The organism is Streptomyces synnematoformans (genome assembly GCF_039531005.1).
Classification (GTDB): Bacteria; Actinomycetota; Actinomycetes; order Streptomycetales; family Streptomycetaceae; genus Streptomyces; species Streptomyces synnematoformans.
Genome location: NZ_BAAAPF010000122.1, coordinates 1 through 19250 on the forward strand (window position 1 = coordinate 1; position 19250 = coordinate 19250).

Genomic DNA, 19250 nt, shown 5'->3' on the forward strand with positions numbered 1-19250 from the left:
CGCGGCTCCGGTACCCGGACCGGCGCCCGCGCTGAGCGCCCGCTGCGCTCCGCCGCCGTGCGCCCCCGGGCCGCCCGGACCGCCGGGGCCACCCGGGCCGCCGGGGCCACCCGGACCCGCCTGGTCCGGCACCGTCGTCAGCCCCAGCTCCCCCGCCACCGCCCACAGCGCCTGCCGCACCGTCGACTTCTGCTCCAGGTCCTGCAGTCGCCCCGCGTCCACCAGCGGCTGCAGCTCCTTGAACGCCGCCGGCACCGACGTCCGCGCCACCGTCGTCCCGGTGGCCCGGGCGATGATCGACGGCTGGATCTCGGTGTTCCGGGTGAGCCGGTTGACCAGCACGACGGTGTCCTCCGCCTTGCGGATCTGCAGCCGGTCCCACAGCCGCAGCATGCGCTTCGCGCCGCGTACGGAGATCACGTCGGGCGTCGTCACGAGCAGCGCGACGTCGGCGAGTTCGACGGCGGCGGCGTTCGGGGTCGTCACCTGGCTGCCGCAGTCGAGGACCACCACGTCGTAGCGCGACCTGAGCGCGCTCAGCGTCTGCCGCGCGGCCCGGTCGTCGACGTCCTCGCCGCGCTCGCCCTCGGAGGGGGCCAGCAGCAGGCCGAGGCCGGTGTGGTGGGTGAAGACGGCGTCCTGCAGCACGCGCGGCGAGATGTCCTTGATGCCCGCCAGGTCCGCGACCGAGCGGCGGAACTGCACGTCCAGGTACGACGCGACGTCGCCGGACTGCAGGTCCAGGTCGGCCAGCGCGACGTGCCGGCCGGCGGCCCGCGCGGCGAGCGCGAGCTGCACCGCCGCGACGGTGGCGCCGACGCCGCCCTTCGCGCCGCTGACGGTGACCAGGGTGCCGCCGGGCCCGCCGAACGCCTCGGGGCCCGTCGCGGCGCCGAGGTGGCGCCGGACGCCGCCGCTCCACTGCGCGGCGGCCTGCACCCGGGCGGCCAGCTCCTCGTACGCCAGCGGCAGCCCGACGACGCCGCGGGCGCCGGCGTCCATGGCGGCGGAGTAGCCGGCGGGCGAGGTGTCGGCGGTGACGAGGACCGTGCCCACGGCCGGGAAGCGCAGCGCGACGTCGCGGATCAGCTCCAGCGCGGGCACCGGCCCGATCCGCTCGTGGACGAGGAGCACCTCGGGCAGCTCGGCCACGCCGGTGCCGGCGAGCGTCGCGAGGTGGTCGAGGAGCGCGACGGAGTCGCCGATCGGCGCGGCGGCCTCGGCGTCGGGCATCTGGTGGAGCAGCGAGACGGTGGCGCGGGCGGCGTCGGGGTCGGCGATGGCGGCCTGGATGCGTACGGTCACGGTCGCCGGCCCCCCTCCGCGGCGTACGCCCGGAGGGCGGGCCTGCGCCGCCCGCGGGTGCGGATGTGGATGGTCATGTGCGGCCCCTCACCGGTCCTCGTCGAGGGTGTACGTGCGGTCCTCGGGAGCGATGTCCGTCTGCTCCTCGCCCGGGGCGACGAGGGCGAGGCGCACGTGGGTGGCGAAGGACTCCGCGTACGCCACGCGCTGCGCGTCGGAGGTGCCGAGGGCGAAGGTGATCGGCACGGCCTCGCCCTCGTCGGCGCGGGGGTCGTCGTCGCCGGTGCGCTCGATCGGGGTCAGCTCGCCGACGTCGATGACGCGGGCGCCCGCGACGATCACCTGCGAGACGGGCTTGTCGCCGTCGCCCTGGGCGTCGAAGGTGGCGAAGATGTTGACCCGGGCGCCCGGCGTGATCTTTCCGGCGACGCCGGTGGAGGCGTCGATCATGATGGCGATCTCCTGCTGCCCGGGCTCCAGTTCGGGGCGGCCGCTGACCATGTCGCTCTGCAGCAGCGAGCCCCGCTTCAGCGGCGTGAGCGCGACCTTGCCGGCCAGCTCGTCCGGGTCGGTGACCGCGGTGTCGGGCAGCCAGCGCTCCGGCATGGTCGTCTTCTCGTACTGGTCAGGACCCAGCGGCTCGTACGCCTCGACGTCGGTGGTGAGCCGGTAGGCGGTGGCCTCGTCGCCGACCTTGGACTCCACGTCGCTGACGAACGCCAGCACGCCGGCGAACGCGCCGAGTGCGACGAGGACCGACAGCAGGACGAGGATGATGCCGCGACGCTGGCGTGAGTTCATCGACGGGACCTCAACGGTTGTTCTCGGGGGGTGACGGTATCGCCGCGTCGACGGCAGGCCGGTGCGCCGGCTGCGACACCGGCTGCGGTACGGGCTGTGCCGGCAGGGGCTGCGCCGGTACGGCCTGCGGCGGCGCGGGTGAGGGGGCGGCCGGCCCCGGCGGCACCGGGGTGGCGCACAGCAGGCACCGGTCGCCGATGATCTCCAGCCCGCACCACGAGCAGCGCGCCCGCTGCACCGACGCCACCAGCCGGCTCAGCACCAGCGGATCGGTGATCCCGGCGGCGAACTCGCACACCTTCTCCGTCGCCCACCACGGCGCGGACGCCGCGGGCAGCGGCGCCTCCTCCACCGTCTGCACCCGCCAGCCGGCGGCCAGTTCGCCGGTGACCCAGGCCGCGTCGAGCCGCCCGGAGGCGTGCACGAGCCCGGTGACGAAGTCCGGGCCCGGTGGCACGGGGTCGCGGCCGACCCGTACGAGCCGGGGGCGCGGCGCGGCAAGCACGGCGAACTGCGTGCCGGGCAACCAGGAGCGGGCGTGCGCGTCCAGCGTCACCGGCACCCGGTCCAGCTTGGCGACGCTGCCGAGCACGGCGCCGGCGTGGACGTAGTGCGTGAGCAGCCGGGCGGCGGTGGCGAGCACCCCGGCGCCGACGTCGGCGGTGGCGAGCTGGAGCAGCTGGCGGGCGATGACGGCGACGGCGAGCGGCGGTAAGGGCAGCGGGATCAGCGCCATGCGGTCGCTCTCCAGCACGGACCGCACGGTGTGCAGCCGGCGGACCACGGCGGCGGGGGCGGCGGCGGGGTGGAGCACGACGAGGAAGCCGTGCTGCTCCAGCACGGCCGACACCTCGGCCAGCGCCTCTTCCAGGGGCTGCTCCCGCGGGTGGCGCAGCGCCGTCACCGCGGGACCGGGGTGGCCGGGCGGGGCCGGCCGGCCGGGCGGCCCGTGGCGGCCGGGGGCGGGGAGCACGAGGTCGGGGCTGGTGACTGCGATGGCTGTTGGCACGTCGGGCGTCCCCCCACCGGTCTCAGACACGCTCTGAGCACCATAACCGCGACGTGGACTGCGGAAACACCTTTTGTGCAAAGAGGGTTGGGGTGCCCGGGCGGCGGCCGGGGCGGGGCGGAGGGGGCCGTTCGCGGCGCGGCGGCCGTACCGGAAGTCTTGACACTGCGATTGGTCTGGACCAAGTTGTGCGGCGCAGCCTGCACGCCCCCGTTCCTCACCCGCTCCCCCCTTCCGACGGAGGCCCCCGTGTTCCGAGCACGCAGACCCAGCCGATCCGGCAGACCCCGCACCGCGCGCACCTCCTTCCGCCGCCTCGCCGTCGCCGCGGCCGGCGGGCTGCTCGCCGCCCTCCTCGGCACCCCGGTGGCCGCGGGCGCCGAGCCCAACCTCGTCCAGAACCCCGGCTTCGAGTCCGGCCTGAGCGGCTGGACCTGCTCCGGCGCCACCGGCACCACCGTCGGGACCCCCGTGCACAGCGGCGCCGCCGCGCTGCGCGCCGCCCCGGCCGGCCAGGACCACGCCCGCTGCACGCAGACGGTCGCCGTCCAGCCCGACTCCGCGTACGAGCTGAGCGGCTGGGTGGAGGGCTCGTACGTCTACCTGGGCGCCACCGGCACCGGCACCACCGACGTCTCCACCTGGACCTCCGGGGCGTCCGCGTACACCCGGCTGGACACCTCCTTCACCACCGGCCCGGACACCACCTCGGTGACGGTCTACACCCACGGCTGGTACGGCCAGCCCGCCTACCACGCCGACGACCTCACCCTCACCGGCCCCGGCGGCGACCCCGGCACCGTCCCCGCCGCGCCCGCTCGACCGGACGTCACCGGCACCGCCGCCCGCTCCGTCTCGCTGGGCTGGTCCCCCGTCACCGGCGCGACCGGCTACCACGTCTACCGCGACGGCACCAAGGTGCTCAGCACCGGCGGGGCCTCCGCGACCGTCACCGGGCTGACGCCCTCGACCGCGTACGAGTTCCGGGTGACCGCGACCAACGCCGCCGGCGAGTCCCCGAAGTCCGCGGCCGTCACCGCCACCACGACCGCCGACGGCGGGGGCGGCGGTGACGTGCCGAAGCACGCGGTGACCGGCTACTGGCAGAACTTCAACAACGGCGCGGCGGTGCAGCGGATCCGCGACGTGCAGAGCCAGTACGACATCATCGCCGTCGCCTTCGCCGACGCCACCGCCACGCCCGGCGCGGTGACCTTCAACCTCGACTCGGCGGGCCTCGGCTACACCGTCGGCGAGTTCAAGCAGGACATCGCCGCCAAGCAGCAGAACGGCAAGACCGTGATCATCTCGGTCGGCGGCGAGAAGGGCACCGTCTCGGTCAACTCCTCGACCGCGGCGGCGAACTTCGCGAACAGCGTCCACGCGCTCATGCGGGAGTACGGCTTCGACGGGGTCGACATCGACCTGGAGAACGGCCTCAACTCCACCTACATGACGCAGGCGCTGCGCCAGCTGTCGCAGCTGGCGGGCCCGGACCTCGTCATCACGATGGCGCCGCAGACCATCGACATGCAGTCCACCTCCGGCGAGTACTTCAAGACGGCGCTGAACATCAAGGACATCCTCACCGTCGTCAACATGCAGTACTACAACAGCGGGACGATGCTCGGCTGCGACGGCGGGGTGTACGCGCAGGGCACGATCAACTTCCTCACCTCCCTGGCCTGCATCCAGCTCGAAGGCGGGCTCGCGCCCTCGCAGGTGGGCCTCGGCCTGCCGGCGTCCACCCGCGCCGCGGGCGGCGGCTACACCTCGCCGTCCGTCGTCAACGACGCGCTCGACTGCCTGGCCCGCGGCACGAACTGCGGCTCGTTCAAGCCCCCGCGGACGTACCCGGACCTGCGCGGCGCGATGACCTGGTCGACCAACTGGGACGCCACCGCGGGCAACTCGTGGTCCAACGCGGTGGGGCCGCACGTGCACGCCCTGCCCTGACCGGCCGTCCGCGGCCGGCCGCCTCCCGCACCGCCGGCCGGGCGGCGGCGCCACGCGCGTACGACCGGCCTCCGACCCGCCCGGAACGACGGAAAGGACGCTCATGACCACAACCCTGGCTCCCCCGGTCCCCATCGGGAAGGCCGCTGTCGGGGCACTCGGCATGCTCGCCGTCGCCACCGGCGCCCTGGAGTCCGTGGTGACGCCGACGCTGCCGCTCCTGCAACGCGAGCTTGACCTGAGCCCCGCAGAAGGGGCGCTGCTCAGCGTCGCGCTGCTCATCACCGGCGCGCTCACCACGCCGATCGCCGGCAAGTTCGGCGACCGCTACGGCGGGAAACGGGTCCTGATCCGGCTGATGGCGGTGGTCTCGGTGGGCGGCCTGGTGTCCGCCGTCGCGCCGAACCTGCCGGTGCTGCTGCTCGGCCAGATACTGCAGGGGGCGATGGTGGGCGCGCTGCCCCTGTCGTTCATCGTCGTACGGAAACACCTCCCCGCGGGCGAGTCGAAGGTCGCCATCGGGGTGGTCAGCGGGATGTTCGTCGGCGGCGGGATGGCGGGGACCCTGTCGGCCGGGCCGGTGGCGGAAACGCTCTCCCGGCACTGGATGTTCGCGCTGCCGACCATCGCCGTCATCCTCTCCACCGCCCTGGTGCACCGGCTGATGCCGCACGATCCGCCGGGCCGCTCCGACGACGCCGGGATCGACTGGCCGGGCCTGCTGCTCCTGAGCGGCATGCTGGGCACGCTCATGGCCATGCTGGCCAAGGCGCCCGAACTCCGCACCCGGCCGCTCGTCCTCGCCGTCCTCGTCGTGGCCCTGGCCGCCTTCACGACCGGCTGGGTGGCCGTCGAGCGGCGGGCGGCCGCGCCGATGATCGACCTGCGCATGCTGGCCCGCCCCCCGATATGGAAGGCGTGTGTGCTGACGTTCGTGATCTGCGTCGGCACCTCGGTGGCGGTCTACCTCGTACCGCAGCTCCTCGCGCTGCCCGACGACGCGTACGGGTTCGGCGCCAGCGCCACCGCGATCGGCTTCCTCCTGCTGCCCGGCGCCGTCGTCGCGGCGCTGGCCGGGCCGATCGGCGGGCTCGGGACCCGGCGCTTCGGCCCCCGCGCCGTGGTCACCGCCGGGGCCGTCATGATGGCCGTCTCCCTGGCCGGCCTGGCCGCCGTGCACTCCGAGGTCTGGCACGTCGTCGTCGGCAAGGCGCTGATCGCGCTCGCCAACGGCCTGTGCGTCACGGCGATGATGACCAGCACCGCCACGTACGTCGAGCAGCGCGACACCGGCATCGCCAGCAGCCTGGTCCTGGTGACCCGCGTGGTCGGCTTCGCCGTGGGCGCGCAGCTCGGCGGCGCCCTCCTCACCGCCGGCACCCCCTCCGGCGGGGGGATCCCGGCCGAGTCCTCCTTCGTCACCGGCTTCGTCATCGCCGCCGCCGTCACGGCGCTGGCCCTCCTCGTCACCCGCACCATGAGCAAAGGAGCCACCGAATGACCCCCACGCTCGGGCCCACCGCCCTGATCTCCGGAGCCAGCATCGCTGGCCCCGCCCTCGCCTACTGGCTGAACCGCCGCGGATACGCCGTCACCGTGGTGGAGAAGGCGGGCGGCCTCCGGGCCGGCGGCTACCCCGTCGACATCCGCGGCACCGCGCTGGAGGTCGTCCGCAGGATGGGTATCCTCCCGGCGCTGCGGGACGCCCACATCGACCTGCGCCGGCTGACCTTCCTCGACGGGGACGGCGGCGAGGTGGCCGCGGTCCACCCGCACTCCGTCACCGGCGGCGTCACCGGACACGACCTGGAGGTGCGGCGCGGGGACCTGACCGACGCCCTCTACGCGGCGGTCCGGGACGACGTGGAGTTCCTGTTCCACGACTCCGTCGACACCCTCGGCCGGTCCGGCCACGGGGTCGACGTCACGTTCCGCGGCGGCGGCAGCCGCACGTTCGACCTGGTGTTCGGCGCGGACGGCATGCACTCGCACACCCGCGAGCTGCTCTTCGGCCCCGAAGAGCAGTTCCACCGGTACCTCGGCTACTGCTTCGCCGTCTTCACCATGCGCAACACCCTCGGGCTCTCCCACGAGACCGTCATGTGGAACACCCCCGGCAGGGCCGCGGCGCTCTACGCCGTCGGGGACGGCGACGACGACGTGCACGCGTTCTTGAACTTCGCCCGCCCGGTACCGCCGTTCGACGCCTTCCCGGACCCGGCGGCCCAGCGGAACCTGGTCGCCGCGGTCTTCGCCGACGCCGGCTGGGAGGTCCCGGGCATGCTGGCCGCCCTGCGCGACGCGGACGACGTGTTCTTCGACGCGGTCAGCCAGATCCGCATGCCCCGCTGGTCCAGCGGCCGGGTCGCGCTGCTCGGCGACGCCGCGTACGCGCCCTCCTTCCTCACCGGCCAGGGCACCAGCCTCGCGCTCACCGGCGCGTACATGCTCGCCGCCGCCCTCGACGGCCGGGACCACGCCGCGGGCCTGGCCGCGTACGAACGCGACACCCGCGAGTTCGTGACCCTCAACCAGGACCTGGTCGGCACCGGCGGCGCCACGCTCTTCCCCACCACCGCCGAGGCCCTGGCCGAGCGCAACGCCCGGCTCCGCAACCTCACCGCCGTCCCGCCCACCCCGCGCCGCCGCGCCCACACGGCCCTCACCCTCCCGGCGGCCCCCTGACCCGCTCGGTTCCACGCGCCGTTGCCCGAGCGGCAGAAGCCCCGGCCGCCCCCCATCAGGGCGGCCGGGGCCGGGGCCGTGCGGGCGGGGTCAGCAGCTTCGAGCGGTGGTGCCGACCTGGAGGAGCCCGGGTGCGGGGGCGCAGCAGCCGCCGGTGTCGGCGCTCTGCTCGGTGCCGGTGCCGGTGCCGGTGCCGGTGCCGGTGTCGGTTTCGGTTCCGCCGGTGAGGCCGGTGCCGCCGCAGACGCCGGTCTCCGGGAGCGTGAGCTCGACGCGGGCGGCGGCCTCGTGGTCGCCGGCGAGGGCCGCGGCGATGGAGCGGACCTGCTCGAAGCCGGTCATCGCGAGGAAGGTGGGGGCGCGGCCGTAGGACTTCATGCCGGCGAGGTAGACGCCGGTCTCGGGGTGGGACAGTTCGGCGGCGCCGTGGGGGTAGACGGTGCCGCAGGAGTGGACGTTGGGGTCGATCAGCGGGGCGAGCGCGACGGGGGCCTGGAGGCGCTCGTCGAGGCCGAGGCGCAGTTCGTCGAGGAAGGACAGGTCGGGGCGGAGTCCGGTCAGCGCGACGACCTCGTCCACGGGCTCGCTGCGGCGGCCGTCCTCGGCGACGAGCACGAGCCGAGCGGGGCTGTCGGGGCTGTCGCCGTCGCGCTCGACGGCGGCGGTGCGGAACCCGGTCAGCGCGGTGGCGTGGCCGTCCTCGACGGCCGCCTTCGCGGCGAGGCCGAGGGCGCCGCGCGCGGGGAGCTGGTCGGCCTCCCCGCCGCCGTAGGTGTGCGCGCCGATGCCGCGGCGCAGGATCCACAGCGCTCGGGTGCCGGGGGCCTCGCGGGCGAGGTCGGCGAGGGCGGCCAGCGCGGTGAAGGCGGAGGCGCCGGAGCCGACGACGGCGGTGGTCCGGCCCGCGTGGCGGGCGCGTACGGCCGGGTCGGCGAGGTCGGGGATGCGGTAGGCGACGCGGTCGGCGGCGGCGCGCTCGCCGAGCGCGGGCAGGCCGCCCGCGCCCAGCGGACCGGGAGTCGACCAGGTGCCGGAGGCGTCGATGACGGCGCGTACGAGGAGGCGCTCCTCGGTGCCGTCGGCCCGTACGGCGTGGACGGCGAAGGGCTGGGCGTCGCGGTCGGTGTCCACGATGCGGTCGCGGCCGGCGCGGGCGACGCCGGTGACCGTCGCGCCGTAGCGGACGTGGTCGCCGAGGGCGTCGGCGAGCGGCTGCAGATAGCCGTCGGCCCATTCGCCGCCGGTCGGGTACGTGCTCTCGTCGGGCCTGGTCCAGCCGGTGGGGGCGAGGAGCTTCTCGGCGGCCGGGTCGGTCAGCTCGGCCCAGGTGGAGAAGAGCCGCACGTGCCCCCAGGCGCGCACCGCGGAGCCGGCGCGCGGCCCGGCCTCCAGCACCAGCGGGGTCAGGCCGCGCTCCAGCAGGCGGGCGGCGGCCGCCAGGCCGACGGGGCCGGCGCCGACGACGGCGACGGGCAGATCGGGGGCGTGCTCCATGACGGTGGCTCCTCTGCTTCGACAGCCTTCGATGCTTGTGCGGACAGCATGGCATCTGATTCGATGAGCGTCAACATAGACGCTTCTCGAATCAAGGAGGATCCATGGAACAGCTCGACGTGGCGGTGGTCGGCGGCGGACAGTCGGGGCTGGCCGCGGCGTACGCGCTGCGCCGGCACGGCCTGGCGCCCGTGGTGCTGGAAGCCTCCGACCGGCCGGCCGGGTCCTGGCCGCGCTACTACGACAGCCTCACCCTCTTCTCCCCCGCCCGGTACAGCGCGCTGCCGGGGCTGGACTTCCCCGGCGACCCGGACCGCCACCCGCACCGCGACGAGGTCGCCGCCTACCTGGAACGCTACGCCGCCGGCCTGGACGCCGAGGTGCGCACCGGCTGCCGGGTACGGGAGGTCAGCGCCGCCGGCACGGGGTTCCGCGTCACCCTCGACGACGGCCGGGAACTCGCCGCGCGGGCGGTGGTCGGCGCGTCCGGCAGCTTCGGGCGCCCGTTCCGGCCCGCGCTGCCGGGCCTGGAGTCCTTCACCGGCACCGTGCTGCACGCCGGCGACTACCGCCGGCCCGAGCCGTACGCGGGCGGGCGCGTGGTGATCGTCGGCGCCGGCAACTCCGCCGTGCAGATCGGCGCCGAACTGGCCCGGCACGCGACCGTGACGCTGGCCTCCCGCCGCCCCGTGCGCTATGCGCGCCAGCGCATCCTCGGCCGCGACCTGCACTTCTGGCTCGGCGTCACCGGCCTCGACACGGCGCCGCTCGGCCGCTTCGTCACCGTCCCGCCCACCCAGATGGTCATCGACGACGGCCGCTACCGCGCCGCCGTCGCCACCGGCGCCCCCGACCGCCGTCCCCTCTTCACCGGCCTCGACGGGGACAAGGTCATCTGGGCGGACGGTACGGCCGAGTCCGTGGACACGCTCGTGCTGGCCACCGGCTACCGGCCCGACCTGGGCTATCTCGCCCCCCTGGGCGTCCTCGGCCCGGCCGGCGGGCCGCGGCACCGCGGCGGCGCCGCCCCGGCCCGTCCCGGCCTGGGATTCGTCGGACTGGAGTGGCAGCGCAGCCCGTCCTCCAACTCGCTGCGCGGCGTCGGCCGGGACGCCGACCGCGTCGCCGGCCGGCTGGCCCGCCAGCTAGGCCGGTCCGACTGATTCGACCTGTGTGAAACTAGACGTATGGCGAACGCGAAGCTGCTCCCCGTGCTTGAGCCGGAAACCGTCGCGCCCTGCTGCCCGCCGCTGACCGAGCGGACCCTGACGGCCGAGGAGGCGGTGACCACCGCCGCCATGTTCAAGGCGCTGTCCGACCCGGTGCGGCTGCGGCTGTTCTCCGCGGTCGCCTCGCACGAGGGCGGCGAGGCGTGCGTGTGCGACATCTCCGACGTCGGCGTCTCCCAGCCCACCGTGAGCCACCACCTGAAGAAGCTCAAGGAGGCCGGCCTGCTCACCTCCGAGCGCCGCGGCACCTGGGTCTTCTACCGCGTCGAGCCCTCGGTGCTCGCCGCCATGGGCCAGGCGCTGCACCACTACGGCGGCTGAGCGGCGCCCCCCGCCAGGCCGCCGGCACCCGCCGCCGCGGTCCGCGCCCGGTACGCCACGCGCGCCGGCGCTCAGCCGTGCAGCAGCGTCTCGATCTCCAGCGCCGCGCCGCGGGCCGGCCGGCCGGTGCCGATGAGGGTGGCGGAGGCCGGGCCGGTCCAGTCGCCGTAGCCGAGGAGGTGCAGCCGGGGCTCGGCGACCGAGCGGGTGCCGGCGGTGCGGACGCGGCCCCGGGCGGCGCGCAGCCCGAGCGGGGCGAGGTGGGCCAGGGCGGGGCGGAAACCGGTGCACCAGATGACGGCGTCCGCCCGCGCGGTCGTACCGTCGCGCCAGACGGCTCCGCCCTCCGTGAGGCGCGCGAACATCGGCCCGGCCTTCAGCAGCCCGCGGTCGCGCACGTCGCGCACCGGCGGTACGGCGACGACGTCGCCGAGCGAGGCGACCCCGCCGGTGTCCGGCTCGCCGCGCTCCAGGGCGCGGTGGCGTGCGGTGGCAGCGTCGAACAGGGCGCGCCCGTCGACGTCGTCGGCGAGGAAGCGCGGCGGCCGCCGCGTGACCCAGGCCGGCTCGGCGTACCCGGCGAGGTCGGCGGCTATCTGGGCGCCGGAGTTGCCGCCGCCGACCACGATCACGCGCTGCCCGGCGAAGTCCCCGGGACGGCGGTAGCCGGCGGTGTGCAGTTGCCGGCCGGCGAACACCTCCCGGCCGGGCACGGCGGGCACGAAGGGCCGCCACCACGTGCCGGTGGCGCTGATCACCGCCCGCGCCCGCCAGGTCCCGGCGTCGGACTCCACGCGCAGCCGCGATCCGTCGCGGTGCACGCCGCGCACCCGTGCGGGCCGTACGACCGGCAGGGCGTAGCGCCGCTCGTAGTCGGTGAGATACGCGACGACATGGGCGGCGTCCGGATACGTCCGGCCCCGCTGGACGGGCATCGGGCGGCCGGGCAGGGACGAGTACCCCGCCGGCGAGAACAGCCGCAGCGAGTCCCAGGCGTGCCGCCACGCCCCGCCGGCACCCGCCTGGGCGTCGAGGATGACGAAGTCCAGCCCGCGGCGCCGCAGGTGATAGCCGGCGGCGAGGCCGGCCTGGCCGCCGCCGACCACCACCACGTCGGCGGTGTGCCCGCCGGTCACGCGGCCGCACCCGCGGGCCCCGCGCCGGGGATGCGGCGGTCACGGCGGTGCATCGTCGGTCCTTTCCGCGGTGGCGAACTCGGCGGCGGTCTTCCGGCGGCGGTCGCCGTCAGCGGATGTCGTGGTCGGGGTGGGCCCGGTCGTAGGCGTGCCGCGCCTCGGCGATGACGGCACGGTGCGTGCGGGACCAGTCGGCGAGCGCCTTGACGAGGTGGGTCAGGCCGGTCCCGGTCCCGGTCAGACGGTAGTCGACCCGGGCGGGGACGGTCGGGTACACGGTGCGCAGCACCAGGCCGTCGCGTTCCAGCCGGCGCACGGTGAGGGTGAGCATGCGCTGGGAGATGCCGTCGATGGCGCGCTGCAGCTCGCGGAACCGGCGCGGCCCGCCGGCGAGTTCGACGATCACGAGCACCGACCACTTGTCCCCGATGCGGTCCAGGACGTCGCGGATGCCGCAGTCGGGGTGGTCCTCGCGCCCGCAGGGGGCGAGGTCGGCGGGGGCGGTGGTTACCCCGGTGTGCGTGAGTGACATCAGACTGCCTTCTTGTGGCCTGCGAACGGGCGGTCGAGGATCAAGCGTAGTTACCGATGAGAACCACGACGGAGGACGGCGACTCACATGATCCTGGTGACCGGAGCGAACGGGAACCTCGGCGCGGCCACCCTCGCGGCGCTGCACGCCCGGGGCGCCGCGGCGACGGGCGGCAGCCGGACCCCCGGCGAGGGGGTGCGCCGTCTCGACTTCGACGACCCCGCGAGCCTCGACCTCGCCGGTGTGTCGACCCTGGTGCTGGTCTCCGCCGGCTACGCCGAGGACGACCAGGTCGTCGGACGGCACGAGGCGGTCCTGGACGCCGCCGTCCGGGACGGCGTCCGCCACGTCGTCTACACGAGCCTGACCGGCGCCGGCGACCATCTCGGCTTCGCGCTCGCGCACCGTGCGACCGAACGCCTGGTGCGGGCGAGCGGGCTGCCGTGGACGATCCTGCGCAACGGCCTCTACGCCGAACTCTTCGGCGGTCTGCTGAGGTGGTCCGGCGACGGCGTGGAGTCCGCGTTCGGCGACGGCGCCCTGGCCGCGGTCGCGCGCGACGACCTCGCCGAGGCCGCGGCGACCGTCGCGGCGGACCCGGCACCGCACGACGGGCGCGTCCACGACCTCGTCGGCTCGCCGATCACGGCGGGGCAGGTGGCTGCCCGGCTGGGCGTCCCGCACCGCACCCTCAGCCTGGGCGAGTACCGGCGCAGGCTCCTCGACGAGACACCGGGACTGCTGCCCTTCCAGCCGCCCATGCTCGCCTCGATCGCCACCGGCGTCCGCCACGGCTTCCTGGACGCCACCGCCCCCGACCTGGCGGCCCTCCTCGGCCGCCCGCCCCGCGACCCGCTGGACACGGCCGTCGCCACCGCCGCCGCCACCCGCCCGGAAGCGGCCGCGTAGCGCCGGGCCCCGGGGCGTGCGGAAAAGGCCGGGTCACGGAAGGGCCTCGGGTCGAGATGGCGGATCGTCGCGGGAGAGGCCACCGTCACCTCCAGTGTCGGCCTGGTCACCCGGGAACTCGCGGACAGCACCCACGCACGCAAGCTCTCCGCGCCCGGCAGGGACTCCCTGGAGACGGACCTGCGCGTGGTCCTGCAGAACATCGCGGACGGCGCCGACCCGGCGAGCGAGCTCGGGTCGCTCAACGAGTGAGTGTGTCCCAGCGGGGGCCGTCCCACCGGACACCCCCGCCACGGCAGTCGTTCACCGACACGGACACCAAGCGACGCGTCCGCTCCGGCGCCCGCCCCGCGGGCGGCCGTGTGTGGCCCCGGAACGTCGTCGGCGTACCCCGGGGCCACACGTCCGTGGGGGGGCACCCGACGTCTGTGGCGTAGCGGCTGGTCTCCACCCAGCCGATGCCGTGGAAGATCTCGGTGCCCGCCTGGAGTAGACCTCCCAGCCGATGTTGCCCCTGGTGGACGTTCCAGGTGCCTCCGCCGATCCGCACCGTGTCGACGACCCCGCCGATCGGCCCGGCCGGCGCGGTAGGGCCAGATCATGATCTCGTCGGTGGGGTTGTTCTCCCAGTTCGGTTGGAGATCCGGTGCAGCCACAGGTCGTAGGCGACGTTCATGGTGCCGGGGTTGTCACTGACCTGGAAGTCCCAGACGGAGTGGACGGGGGTGCCGGAGGAGAGCCGGACCGGCAGGCCCGTGTCGGATCCGATGTCGCTCCAGTGCCAGCCGAGTACGGAGCTGACGAAGGACTTCACCGAGCTCGACGAGCACACTAGAGATCGTGACGGGCCATGCTGCGGCCTGCCGCCTCCTTGGCCTCCCCCGCACACCGCACCGAACTGCTCCTTGCCGATGAAGGTGCATTGTCCAGTTGCTACAAGCAGCCGTGTGAAAAGCACGGCAACCCGCGCCGTGATGCCGTAGCCGTGTCGGCGACTCACCGTTCGTAGTGGAAGCGGCAGGCCACCACGTGAATGAGGCCGTCCTCGTCAATGCGGTACACCAGCCGGTGTTCGGAGTTGATGCGCCGCGACCAGTAACCCGCCAGATCGTTCCGCAGCGCCTCGGGCTTACCGATCCCCTCGTGGCCGTTGCGGTCGATGTCGGCGATGAGCTGGTTGATCCGTTTCAGCAGCTTCCGGTCGTTCGCTTGCCACCACAGGTAGTCGCTCCAGCCGTCTTCAACGAAGAGGACCTTCACGCAGCGCCCCGCCCTGACCCGTCGTCAGGGTCGACCAGGTCGCGGACAGCACCCTGTCCCGTCCGGTCCTGCTCGATGGACCTGCGCAGCCGCTCCGCCATCGCCGGCGACCGCAGGAGGTAGTCGGTCTCCTTCAGCGCCTCGTACTCGGCGAGCGAGACGACGACCATCGGCTCATGACCGGCACGGGTGATCACCAACTCCTCCGCGTCGTTCTCGACCGCGTCGAGGGCGTCGGCAAGGGCGGCGCGCAGTTCGGTGACGCTCATGGTCCTCATAGCGTACATAATAACGTACAGCGCCGGAGTCGTGCGAACTCGGTTCGCAGGCTGGAGGTACCTGCCGCCGTGGGGATGCGGTCCTGCCGTGGCCTCTTCCCCGCACCAGGTAACCGGGGGCGATGTAGCAGGATCGCGGGTGGCCTGTCCAGTTGCCCGGCCGGATTCCGGCGCCTTCTCCCTGACCGCGGAAGCCCGTCCCATGTGCTCGCTAGGCTGGCATCTGCAGCGCACGTACGCGTGCGGGCCCTCCGGGGGCAGGTCGCAATCGGTGCGCGAGCAGGCGGCTAGCCGAATGGATGTCAAGGATTCATGGATCAACCCACCGCGAGGCCGTTCGCGCATCTGGATGCGCCGCTTTCGGGGACGTACCGGCGCATCATGCGGGTCTTCACGACGAACAAGCGGCGGTTCGTGGTGCACCTGCGGCCCGAGGACGTGACCGACGCGCTGCGCCGGGACGGCGGGGTGGACCTGTCGCAGGAGGCGGTCGCGGCGGCGCTGGAGAGCCTGGCGGGGTGGGGGAACCTGCGCTCCGACCCGGACACGAGCCGGGTGACGACGGTCGAGGACTTCTACCGGCCCCGGTATCTGTACCAGCTCAGCCGCGAGGGCGAAGCCGCCGAGCGCGCGATCGAGGTGTACGAGGAGGAGATCGGCCGGCGCGGTGAGTTGCAGGCGGTGGCTCTGGAGGACGTCCGCGTGCGGCTGCGGGCGCTGCGCGACCTGCCCGCACGCCCGGATCCGGCGGTGGTGCACAATCTGCTGCTGGAACTGATGGGGCGGCTGGATTCGCTGGCGGCGAACGCGAGCGCGTTCATGAGCTCCCTGCAGCGCACGATCGATCTCCAGGACGTGGACGAGGAGGCGTTCCTCGCCTACAAGGACCGTCTCATCGCGTATCTGGAACGGTTCGTGTCCGAACTCGTGGTCAAACAGCACGACATCGCCGCCACGTTGCGGGCGATCGAGTCGCAGCGGGTGGCGGAGCTGCTGGCGCTGGCTGCCGGGCGGGAGGCGGCCGACGCGGCGCCCGGCGCCGGTGCGGAGGCGGCGGTGTCTCCGGCGGCGGGTGAGAAGCTCGCGGTGTGGGAGAGCCGGTGGTCCGGGCTGTGGTCGTGGTTCACCGGCAGCCGCGGCCGCCCCTGCCAGGCGGACCTGCTGCGTACCCGGGCGCGCAAGGCCATCCCCGACCTGCTGGCCACCATCAGCGTGCTGCAGGAGCGGCGGGCCGGGCGCAGCGACCGCTCGGCCGACTTCCGGGCGCTGGCGCGCTGGTTCGCGCAGGCGCCGACGGACGAGGACGCGCACCGGCTGTGGCGGGCGGCGTTCGGTCTCGCCACGTCGCGGCACCTGACCGCGGGGCCGCACGCCGCGGACGACGCGCCGCCCGCCCCGGTGCCGGCGGCCACGAGCTGGCTGGATGCACCCCGGGTGGAGATCTCCGCGCGGCTGCGGGCGTCGGGCCACTACGCCAGGCGCGGCGCGCCGAAGCGGGTACGCGACCGCAGCGGCGAGCGGGAGCTGCTGGCCCGGCAGGTGGCCGTGGAGCGGGAGCAGGTGGAGGCGGCGCGGCGGCGGCTGGCGACCGGGCGGGCGGTGCGGCTGAGCGAGCTGGGTGGTCTGGACCGGCAGGAGTTCGCGCTGTTCCTGCGGCTGCTGGGGGACGCGCTGGCGGCGGGGCCGCCGGGTGCGGACGGGACGATCCGTACCCGTACCTCGGACGGGACGCTGGCGGTGGCTCTGGAGCCGGTGGACGGTCTCGCGGAGATCGTCACAGCGGACGGGGTGCTGCGCGGCCCCGACCACGTGGTCACCATCGTCGACCTGACGGTGCCGCTGGCACCCGGGCAACAGGGGGCGGCCTCGTGACCGGGGTGCTGGCCGACGTCCTGGACGCGCAGCGGGACGAGGAGCGGCGGCGGGCGGTGCGAGCGCTGCTGCACCGGCCGCTGCTGACGCCGTCCGACCCGGCATACGGGCTGGTGCGCAAGCATGCGGGGTATCTGGCCGAGTGGTTCGCGCGGGAGGCGGGCTGGTCGCTGCACACCGACCCCGGGGTGGCGCGGCTGCGCAAGGTGCCCGGGGATCTGTCCGACGGCAGCCGCGCGGCGCGCGTGCCCGGCGGCGGGGCACGGGCGCGGCAGCCGTTCTCCCGCCGTCGCTACGTGCTGGCGTGCCTGGCGCTGGCCGCGCTGGAGCGGGCGGAGGCCCAGGTCACGCTCGGCTGGCTGGTGGACCGGGTGGTGGCGTACGCCGCGGACGAGGAGATCGCCGGTGCGGGGATCTCCTTCGCCATGGAGGACCGGGACGAGCGCGGTGATCTCGTCGCCGTCGCGCAGCTGCTGCTGTCGCTCGGGGTGCTGCAGAAGGTGGCCGGCGACGAGCAGGCGTTCGTCAACCGCAGCGGCGACGCGCTGTACGACGTGGACCGGCGGGTGCTCGCGGTGCTGCTGTCCACGCGGCGCGGACCGTCGCTGGTGCCGGCCGCCGATCTCCAGGCGCGGCTCACGGCTGTCACCGAGGACGTGGTCGCCGATACCGAGGACGGCCGCAACCGGCAGCTCCGCCACGCGCTGGCCCGGCGGCTGCTGGACGACCCCGTGGTCTACTACGCCGACTTGACCGAGCCGCAGCGCACGTACCTGGACATGCAGCGTGGCCCGCTGCTCAAGCGCCTGACCGAGGCGACCGGGTTCCTCGCCGAGGTCCGCGCCGAGGGCATCGCCCTGGTCGACGCGACCCGGGAGGCGACCGACTTCGGGATGCCGGAGGAGGGCACGGAGGGGCACGCCACGCTGCTGCTGGCCGAGTACCTCTCCGATCAGCTGCGGGCGGGCACCGGGCCGGTCAGCGTCGCGGCGGCCGAGCAGCGGATGCGCGAGATGATCGTCGAGCACCGGGCGCACTGGCGCAAGAACACCCGCGACCCCGGCGCCGAGCGCGTGCTCACCGCGCATGCGTTGGGGCGGCTGGCTGCTCTCGGCCTGGTCCGGGTGAGAGGCGAGAGCGGCGAGAACGGCGAAAAGGTCGTGCCCCTGCCCGCGCTCGCCCGGTTCGGCTACCTCAGGCCCACCATCCGCGGAAAGAAGGACACGCGATGACCACCCCCACCGGTGCGCCCGCCGGCCGAGGCACCGAGGTGGAGCTGCCGGCGGCCCGTACCACCCGCTGGCAGCCGCTGCGTACGGGCCTGGTGGACCTCTTCTACTACGACGCCCAGGAGTTCGTCTTCCGCGACGGCCGGGTGCTCTTCCGCGGCAACAACGGCACCGGCAAGTCCAAGGTGCTGGCGCTGACGCTGCCGTTCCTGCTGGACGGGGACATGTCGCCGAGCCGGGTGGAGCCGGACGGCGACCGCGGCAAGCGGATGGAGTGGAACCTGCTGCTCGGCGACCGCTACGACGAGCGCCTGGGCTATACGTGGCTGGAGTTCGGGCGGGTCACCGAGGACGGGGAGCGCGCGTATCTCACGGTCGGCGCCGGGCTGAAGGCCGTCGCCGGGCGCGGCATCGCCGACCGGTGGTTCTTCGTCACCTCGCAGCGCGTCGGCCATGACCTGTTCCTGATCGGCTCGTCCGGCGCGGCGCTCTCCCGGGACCGGCTCACCGAGGCGATCGGTCTGCACGGGCAGGTGGTACAGCAGGCCGAACGCTACCGGCGGATGCTGGACGAGCACCTGTTCCACCTCGGCGAGGAGCGGTACGAGGCGCTGGTCAACCTGCTGATCCAGCTGCGCCAGCCGCAGCTGTCCAAGCGCCCGGACGAAAAGCGGCTGTCCCAGGCGCTGTCGGACGCCCTCACCCCGCTCGACCAGGCGGTGGTCAGCGACATCGCGACCGCCTTCCACGACCTGGAGACCCAGCGCGCCGAGCTGACCGGCCTGCGCGACACCCGCCGGCACGTGGCCCGGTTCCTGGAGCGCTACCGCCGCTACGCCTCGGTCGCCGCCCGCCGCCAGAGTGGCCAGGTGCGCGGCGCGCACAGCGCGTACGAGGGGGTGCAGCGGTCGCTGGCCGGGGTGCGGGAGGAGATGGAACGCGGGGAGCGGGACGAGGCCGAAGCCGGCGAGCACCTGGCGGCGACCCGTACCGAACTGGCCGAGCAGCGGGCCACCCGGGAGGAACTGGCCGCCGATCCCCGGCTGAAGAACTTCGCCGACGCGCAGCGCTACACCGAGCAGGCCGGGCAGGCCGCCGCCCAGGCGCGGCGTGCGGCCGAACGCGCCGGGACCGTGCGGGAGGAGCGCGCGGCGAGACGGGCCAAGGCGGCTCAGGCGGCGGAGGCGAGCGCCGCGGGCTTCGCCGAGGCCCGCGCCGGGGCTGCCGCGGCAGC

At 74.6% G+C, this 19250-nt stretch carries 17 protein-coding genes and 1 pseudogene; 9 read left to right on the top strand and 9 right to left on the bottom strand.

The genetic code is table 11. The annotated features are described in order from the left end of the window. The 3 genes from ABD317_RS18770 to ABD317_RS18780 form a co-directional block, all read right to left on the bottom strand. The coding region (locus ABD317_RS18770) for a CpaE/TadZ family protein (RefSeq protein ID WP_344291098.1) at positions 1-1305 on the bottom strand (1305 nt) is incomplete at its 3' end. Between the two features lie 87 nt (positions 1306-1392). Further along, positions 1393-2106 (bottom strand): Flp pilus assembly protein CpaB, encoded by a 714-nt coding sequence (gene cpaB / locus ABD317_RS18775; protein ID WP_344291099.1) that lies wholly within the window; start codon positions 2104-2106, stop codon positions 1393-1395. A gap of 10 nt (positions 2107-2116) precedes the next feature. Further along, positions 2117-3079, bottom strand: a complete 963-nt coding sequence (locus ABD317_RS18780; protein WP_344291113.1) for a hypothetical protein — start codon at positions 3077-3079, stop codon at positions 2117-2119. A gap of 285 nt (positions 3080-3364) precedes the next feature. Here ABD317_RS18780 and ABD317_RS18785 point away from each other — a divergent pair, with 285 nt between their 5' ends. The 3 genes from ABD317_RS18785 (at position 3365) to ABD317_RS18795 (ending at position 7756) form a co-directional block, all read left to right on the top strand. After that, positions 3365-5071, top strand: a complete 1707-nt coding sequence (locus ABD317_RS18785; protein ID WP_344291100.1) for a chitinase — start codon at positions 3365-3367, stop codon at positions 5069-5071. Between the two features lie 103 nt (positions 5072-5174). Then, positions 5175-6572, top strand: coding sequence for an MFS transporter (locus ABD317_RS18790; protein ID WP_344291101.1), 1398 nt, complete (start codon positions 5175-5177; stop codon positions 6570-6572). Further along, positions 6569-7756: an FAD-dependent monooxygenase gene (locus ABD317_RS18795; protein WP_344291102.1), complete on the top strand. Its 1188-nt coding sequence runs from the start codon at positions 6569-6571 to the stop codon at positions 7754-7756. The genes ABD317_RS18790 and ABD317_RS18795 overlap by 4 nt, the downstream gene beginning before the upstream one ends. 90 nt (positions 7757-7846) lie before the next feature. On the opposite strand, the gene ABD317_RS18800 is transcribed toward ABD317_RS18795, so the two are convergent. Further along, the gene (locus ABD317_RS18800; protein ID WP_344291103.1) at positions 7847-9250 is read right to left on the bottom strand and encodes an NAD(P)-binding domain-containing protein; all 1404 of its coding nucleotides are present in this window, start codon (positions 9248-9250) and stop codon (positions 7847-7849) included. A gap of 104 nt (positions 9251-9354) precedes the next feature. Here ABD317_RS18800 and ABD317_RS18805 point away from each other — a divergent pair, with 104 nt between their 5' ends. Next, positions 9355-10413, top strand: a complete 1059-nt coding sequence (locus ABD317_RS18805; RefSeq protein ID WP_344291104.1) for a flavin-containing monooxygenase — start codon at positions 9355-9357, stop codon at positions 10411-10413. Positions 10414-10437: 24 nt separating this feature from the next. Continuing rightward, positions 10438-10800, top strand: a complete 363-nt coding sequence (locus tag ABD317_RS18810; protein ID WP_027753075.1) for a metalloregulator ArsR/SmtB family transcription factor — start codon at positions 10438-10440, stop codon at positions 10798-10800. 71 nt (positions 10801-10871) lie between these two features. On the opposite strand, the gene ABD317_RS18815 is transcribed toward ABD317_RS18810, so the two are convergent. Both ABD317_RS18815 and ABD317_RS18820 read right to left on the bottom strand, forming a co-directional pair. Beyond that, the gene (locus ABD317_RS18815; protein WP_344291105.1) at positions 10872-11936 is read right to left on the bottom strand and encodes an ArsO family NAD(P)H-dependent flavin-containing monooxygenase; all 1065 of its coding nucleotides are present in this window, start codon (positions 11934-11936) and stop codon (positions 10872-10874) included. A gap of 109 nt (positions 11937-12045) precedes the next feature. Then, positions 12046-12468, bottom strand: a complete 423-nt coding sequence (locus ABD317_RS18820) for a winged helix-turn-helix transcriptional regulator (RefSeq protein WP_344291106.1) — start codon at positions 12466-12468, stop codon at positions 12046-12048. 87 nt (positions 12469-12555) lie between these two features. On the opposite strand from ABD317_RS18820, the gene ABD317_RS18825 reads away from it, so the two are divergent. After that, entirely contained in the window at positions 12556-13377 is an 822-nt protein-coding gene (locus ABD317_RS18825) for an NAD(P)H-binding protein (protein WP_344291107.1), read from the top strand. Between the two features lie 598 nt (positions 13378-13975). Here the strand turns inward: ABD317_RS18825 and ABD317_RS18830 are convergent. From ABD317_RS18830 to ABD317_RS18840, 3 genes are all read right to left on the bottom strand, one after another. Next, positions 13976-14191 carry a hypothetical protein gene (locus ABD317_RS18830; RefSeq protein WP_344291108.1) on the bottom strand — a complete coding sequence of 72 codons (216 nt, stop codon included), beginning with the start codon at positions 14189-14191 and terminating at the stop codon, positions 13976-13978. Positions 14192-14373: 182 nt separating this feature from the next. Next, positions 14374-14637, bottom strand: a complete 264-nt coding sequence (locus tag ABD317_RS18835; protein ID WP_344291109.1) for a Txe/YoeB family addiction module toxin — start codon at positions 14635-14637, stop codon at positions 14374-14376. Continuing rightward, a complete protein-coding gene (locus ABD317_RS18840) occupies positions 14634-14915 on the bottom strand; it encodes a type II toxin-antitoxin system Phd/YefM family antitoxin (protein ID WP_425582390.1) in 282 nt (93 codons plus the stop codon). The genes ABD317_RS18835 and ABD317_RS18840 overlap by 4 nt, the downstream gene beginning before the upstream one ends. A gap of 312 nt (positions 14916-15227) precedes the next feature. Between ABD317_RS18840 and ABD317_RS18845 the strand changes: the two genes are divergently transcribed. The 3 genes and pseudogenes from ABD317_RS18845 to ABD317_RS18855 all read left to right on the top strand — a co-directional run. Beyond that, positions 15228-16787, top strand: coding sequence for a TIGR02677 family protein (locus ABD317_RS18845; protein ID WP_344291111.1), 1560 nt, complete (start codon positions 15228-15230; stop codon positions 16785-16787). Beyond that, positions 16784-18019, top strand: coding sequence for a TIGR02678 family protein (locus tag ABD317_RS18850; RefSeq protein ID WP_344291112.1), 1236 nt, complete (start codon positions 16784-16786; stop codon positions 18017-18019). The genes ABD317_RS18845 and ABD317_RS18850 overlap by 4 nt, the downstream gene beginning before the upstream one ends. Then, a pseudogene (locus ABD317_RS18855) lies at positions 18016-19250 on the top strand (TIGR02680 family protein); the annotation flags it as partial. The gene ABD317_RS18850 and the pseudogene ABD317_RS18855, both read left to right, overlap by 4 nt.

What these genes read in the sequence shown, in the direction of transcription:
- ABD317_RS18825 (WP_344291107.1), top strand. Translation starts at nt 12,556, where the DNA reads ATGATCCTGGTGACCGGAGCGAACGGGAACCTCGGCGCGGCCACCCTC.
- ABD317_RS18805 (WP_344291104.1), top strand. Translation starts at nt 9,355, where the DNA reads ATGGAACAGCTCGACGTGGCGGTGGTCGGCGGCGGACAGTCGGGGCTG.
- ABD317_RS18795 (WP_344291102.1), top strand. Translation starts at nt 6,569, where the DNA reads ATGACCCCCACGCTCGGGCCCACCGCCCTGATCTCCGGAGCCAGCATC.
- ABD317_RS18845 (WP_344291111.1), top strand. Translation starts at nt 15,228, where the DNA reads ATGGATCAACCCACCGCGAGGCCGTTCGCGCATCTGGATGCGCCGCTT.
- ABD317_RS18820 (WP_344291106.1), bottom strand. Translation starts at nt 12,468, where the DNA reads ATGTCACTCACGCACACCGGGGTAACCACCGCCCCCGCCGACCTCGCC.
- ABD317_RS18800 (WP_344291103.1), bottom strand. Translation starts at nt 9,250, where the DNA reads ATGGAGCACGCCCCCGATCTGCCCGTCGCCGTCGTCGGCGCCGGCCCC.
- ABD317_RS18790 (WP_344291101.1), top strand. Translation starts at nt 5,175, where the DNA reads ATGACCACAACCCTGGCTCCCCCGGTCCCCATCGGGAAGGCCGCTGTC.
- ABD317_RS18840 (WP_425582390.1), bottom strand. Translation starts at nt 14,915, where the DNA reads ATGAGGACCATGAGCGTCACCGAACTGCGCGCCGCCCTTGCCGACGCC.
- ABD317_RS18810 (WP_027753075.1), top strand. Translation starts at nt 10,438, where the DNA reads ATGGCGAACGCGAAGCTGCTCCCCGTGCTTGAGCCGGAAACCGTCGCG.
- cpaB (WP_344291099.1), bottom strand. Translation starts at nt 2,106, where the DNA reads ATGAACTCACGCCAGCGTCGCGGCATCATCCTCGTCCTGCTGTCGGTC.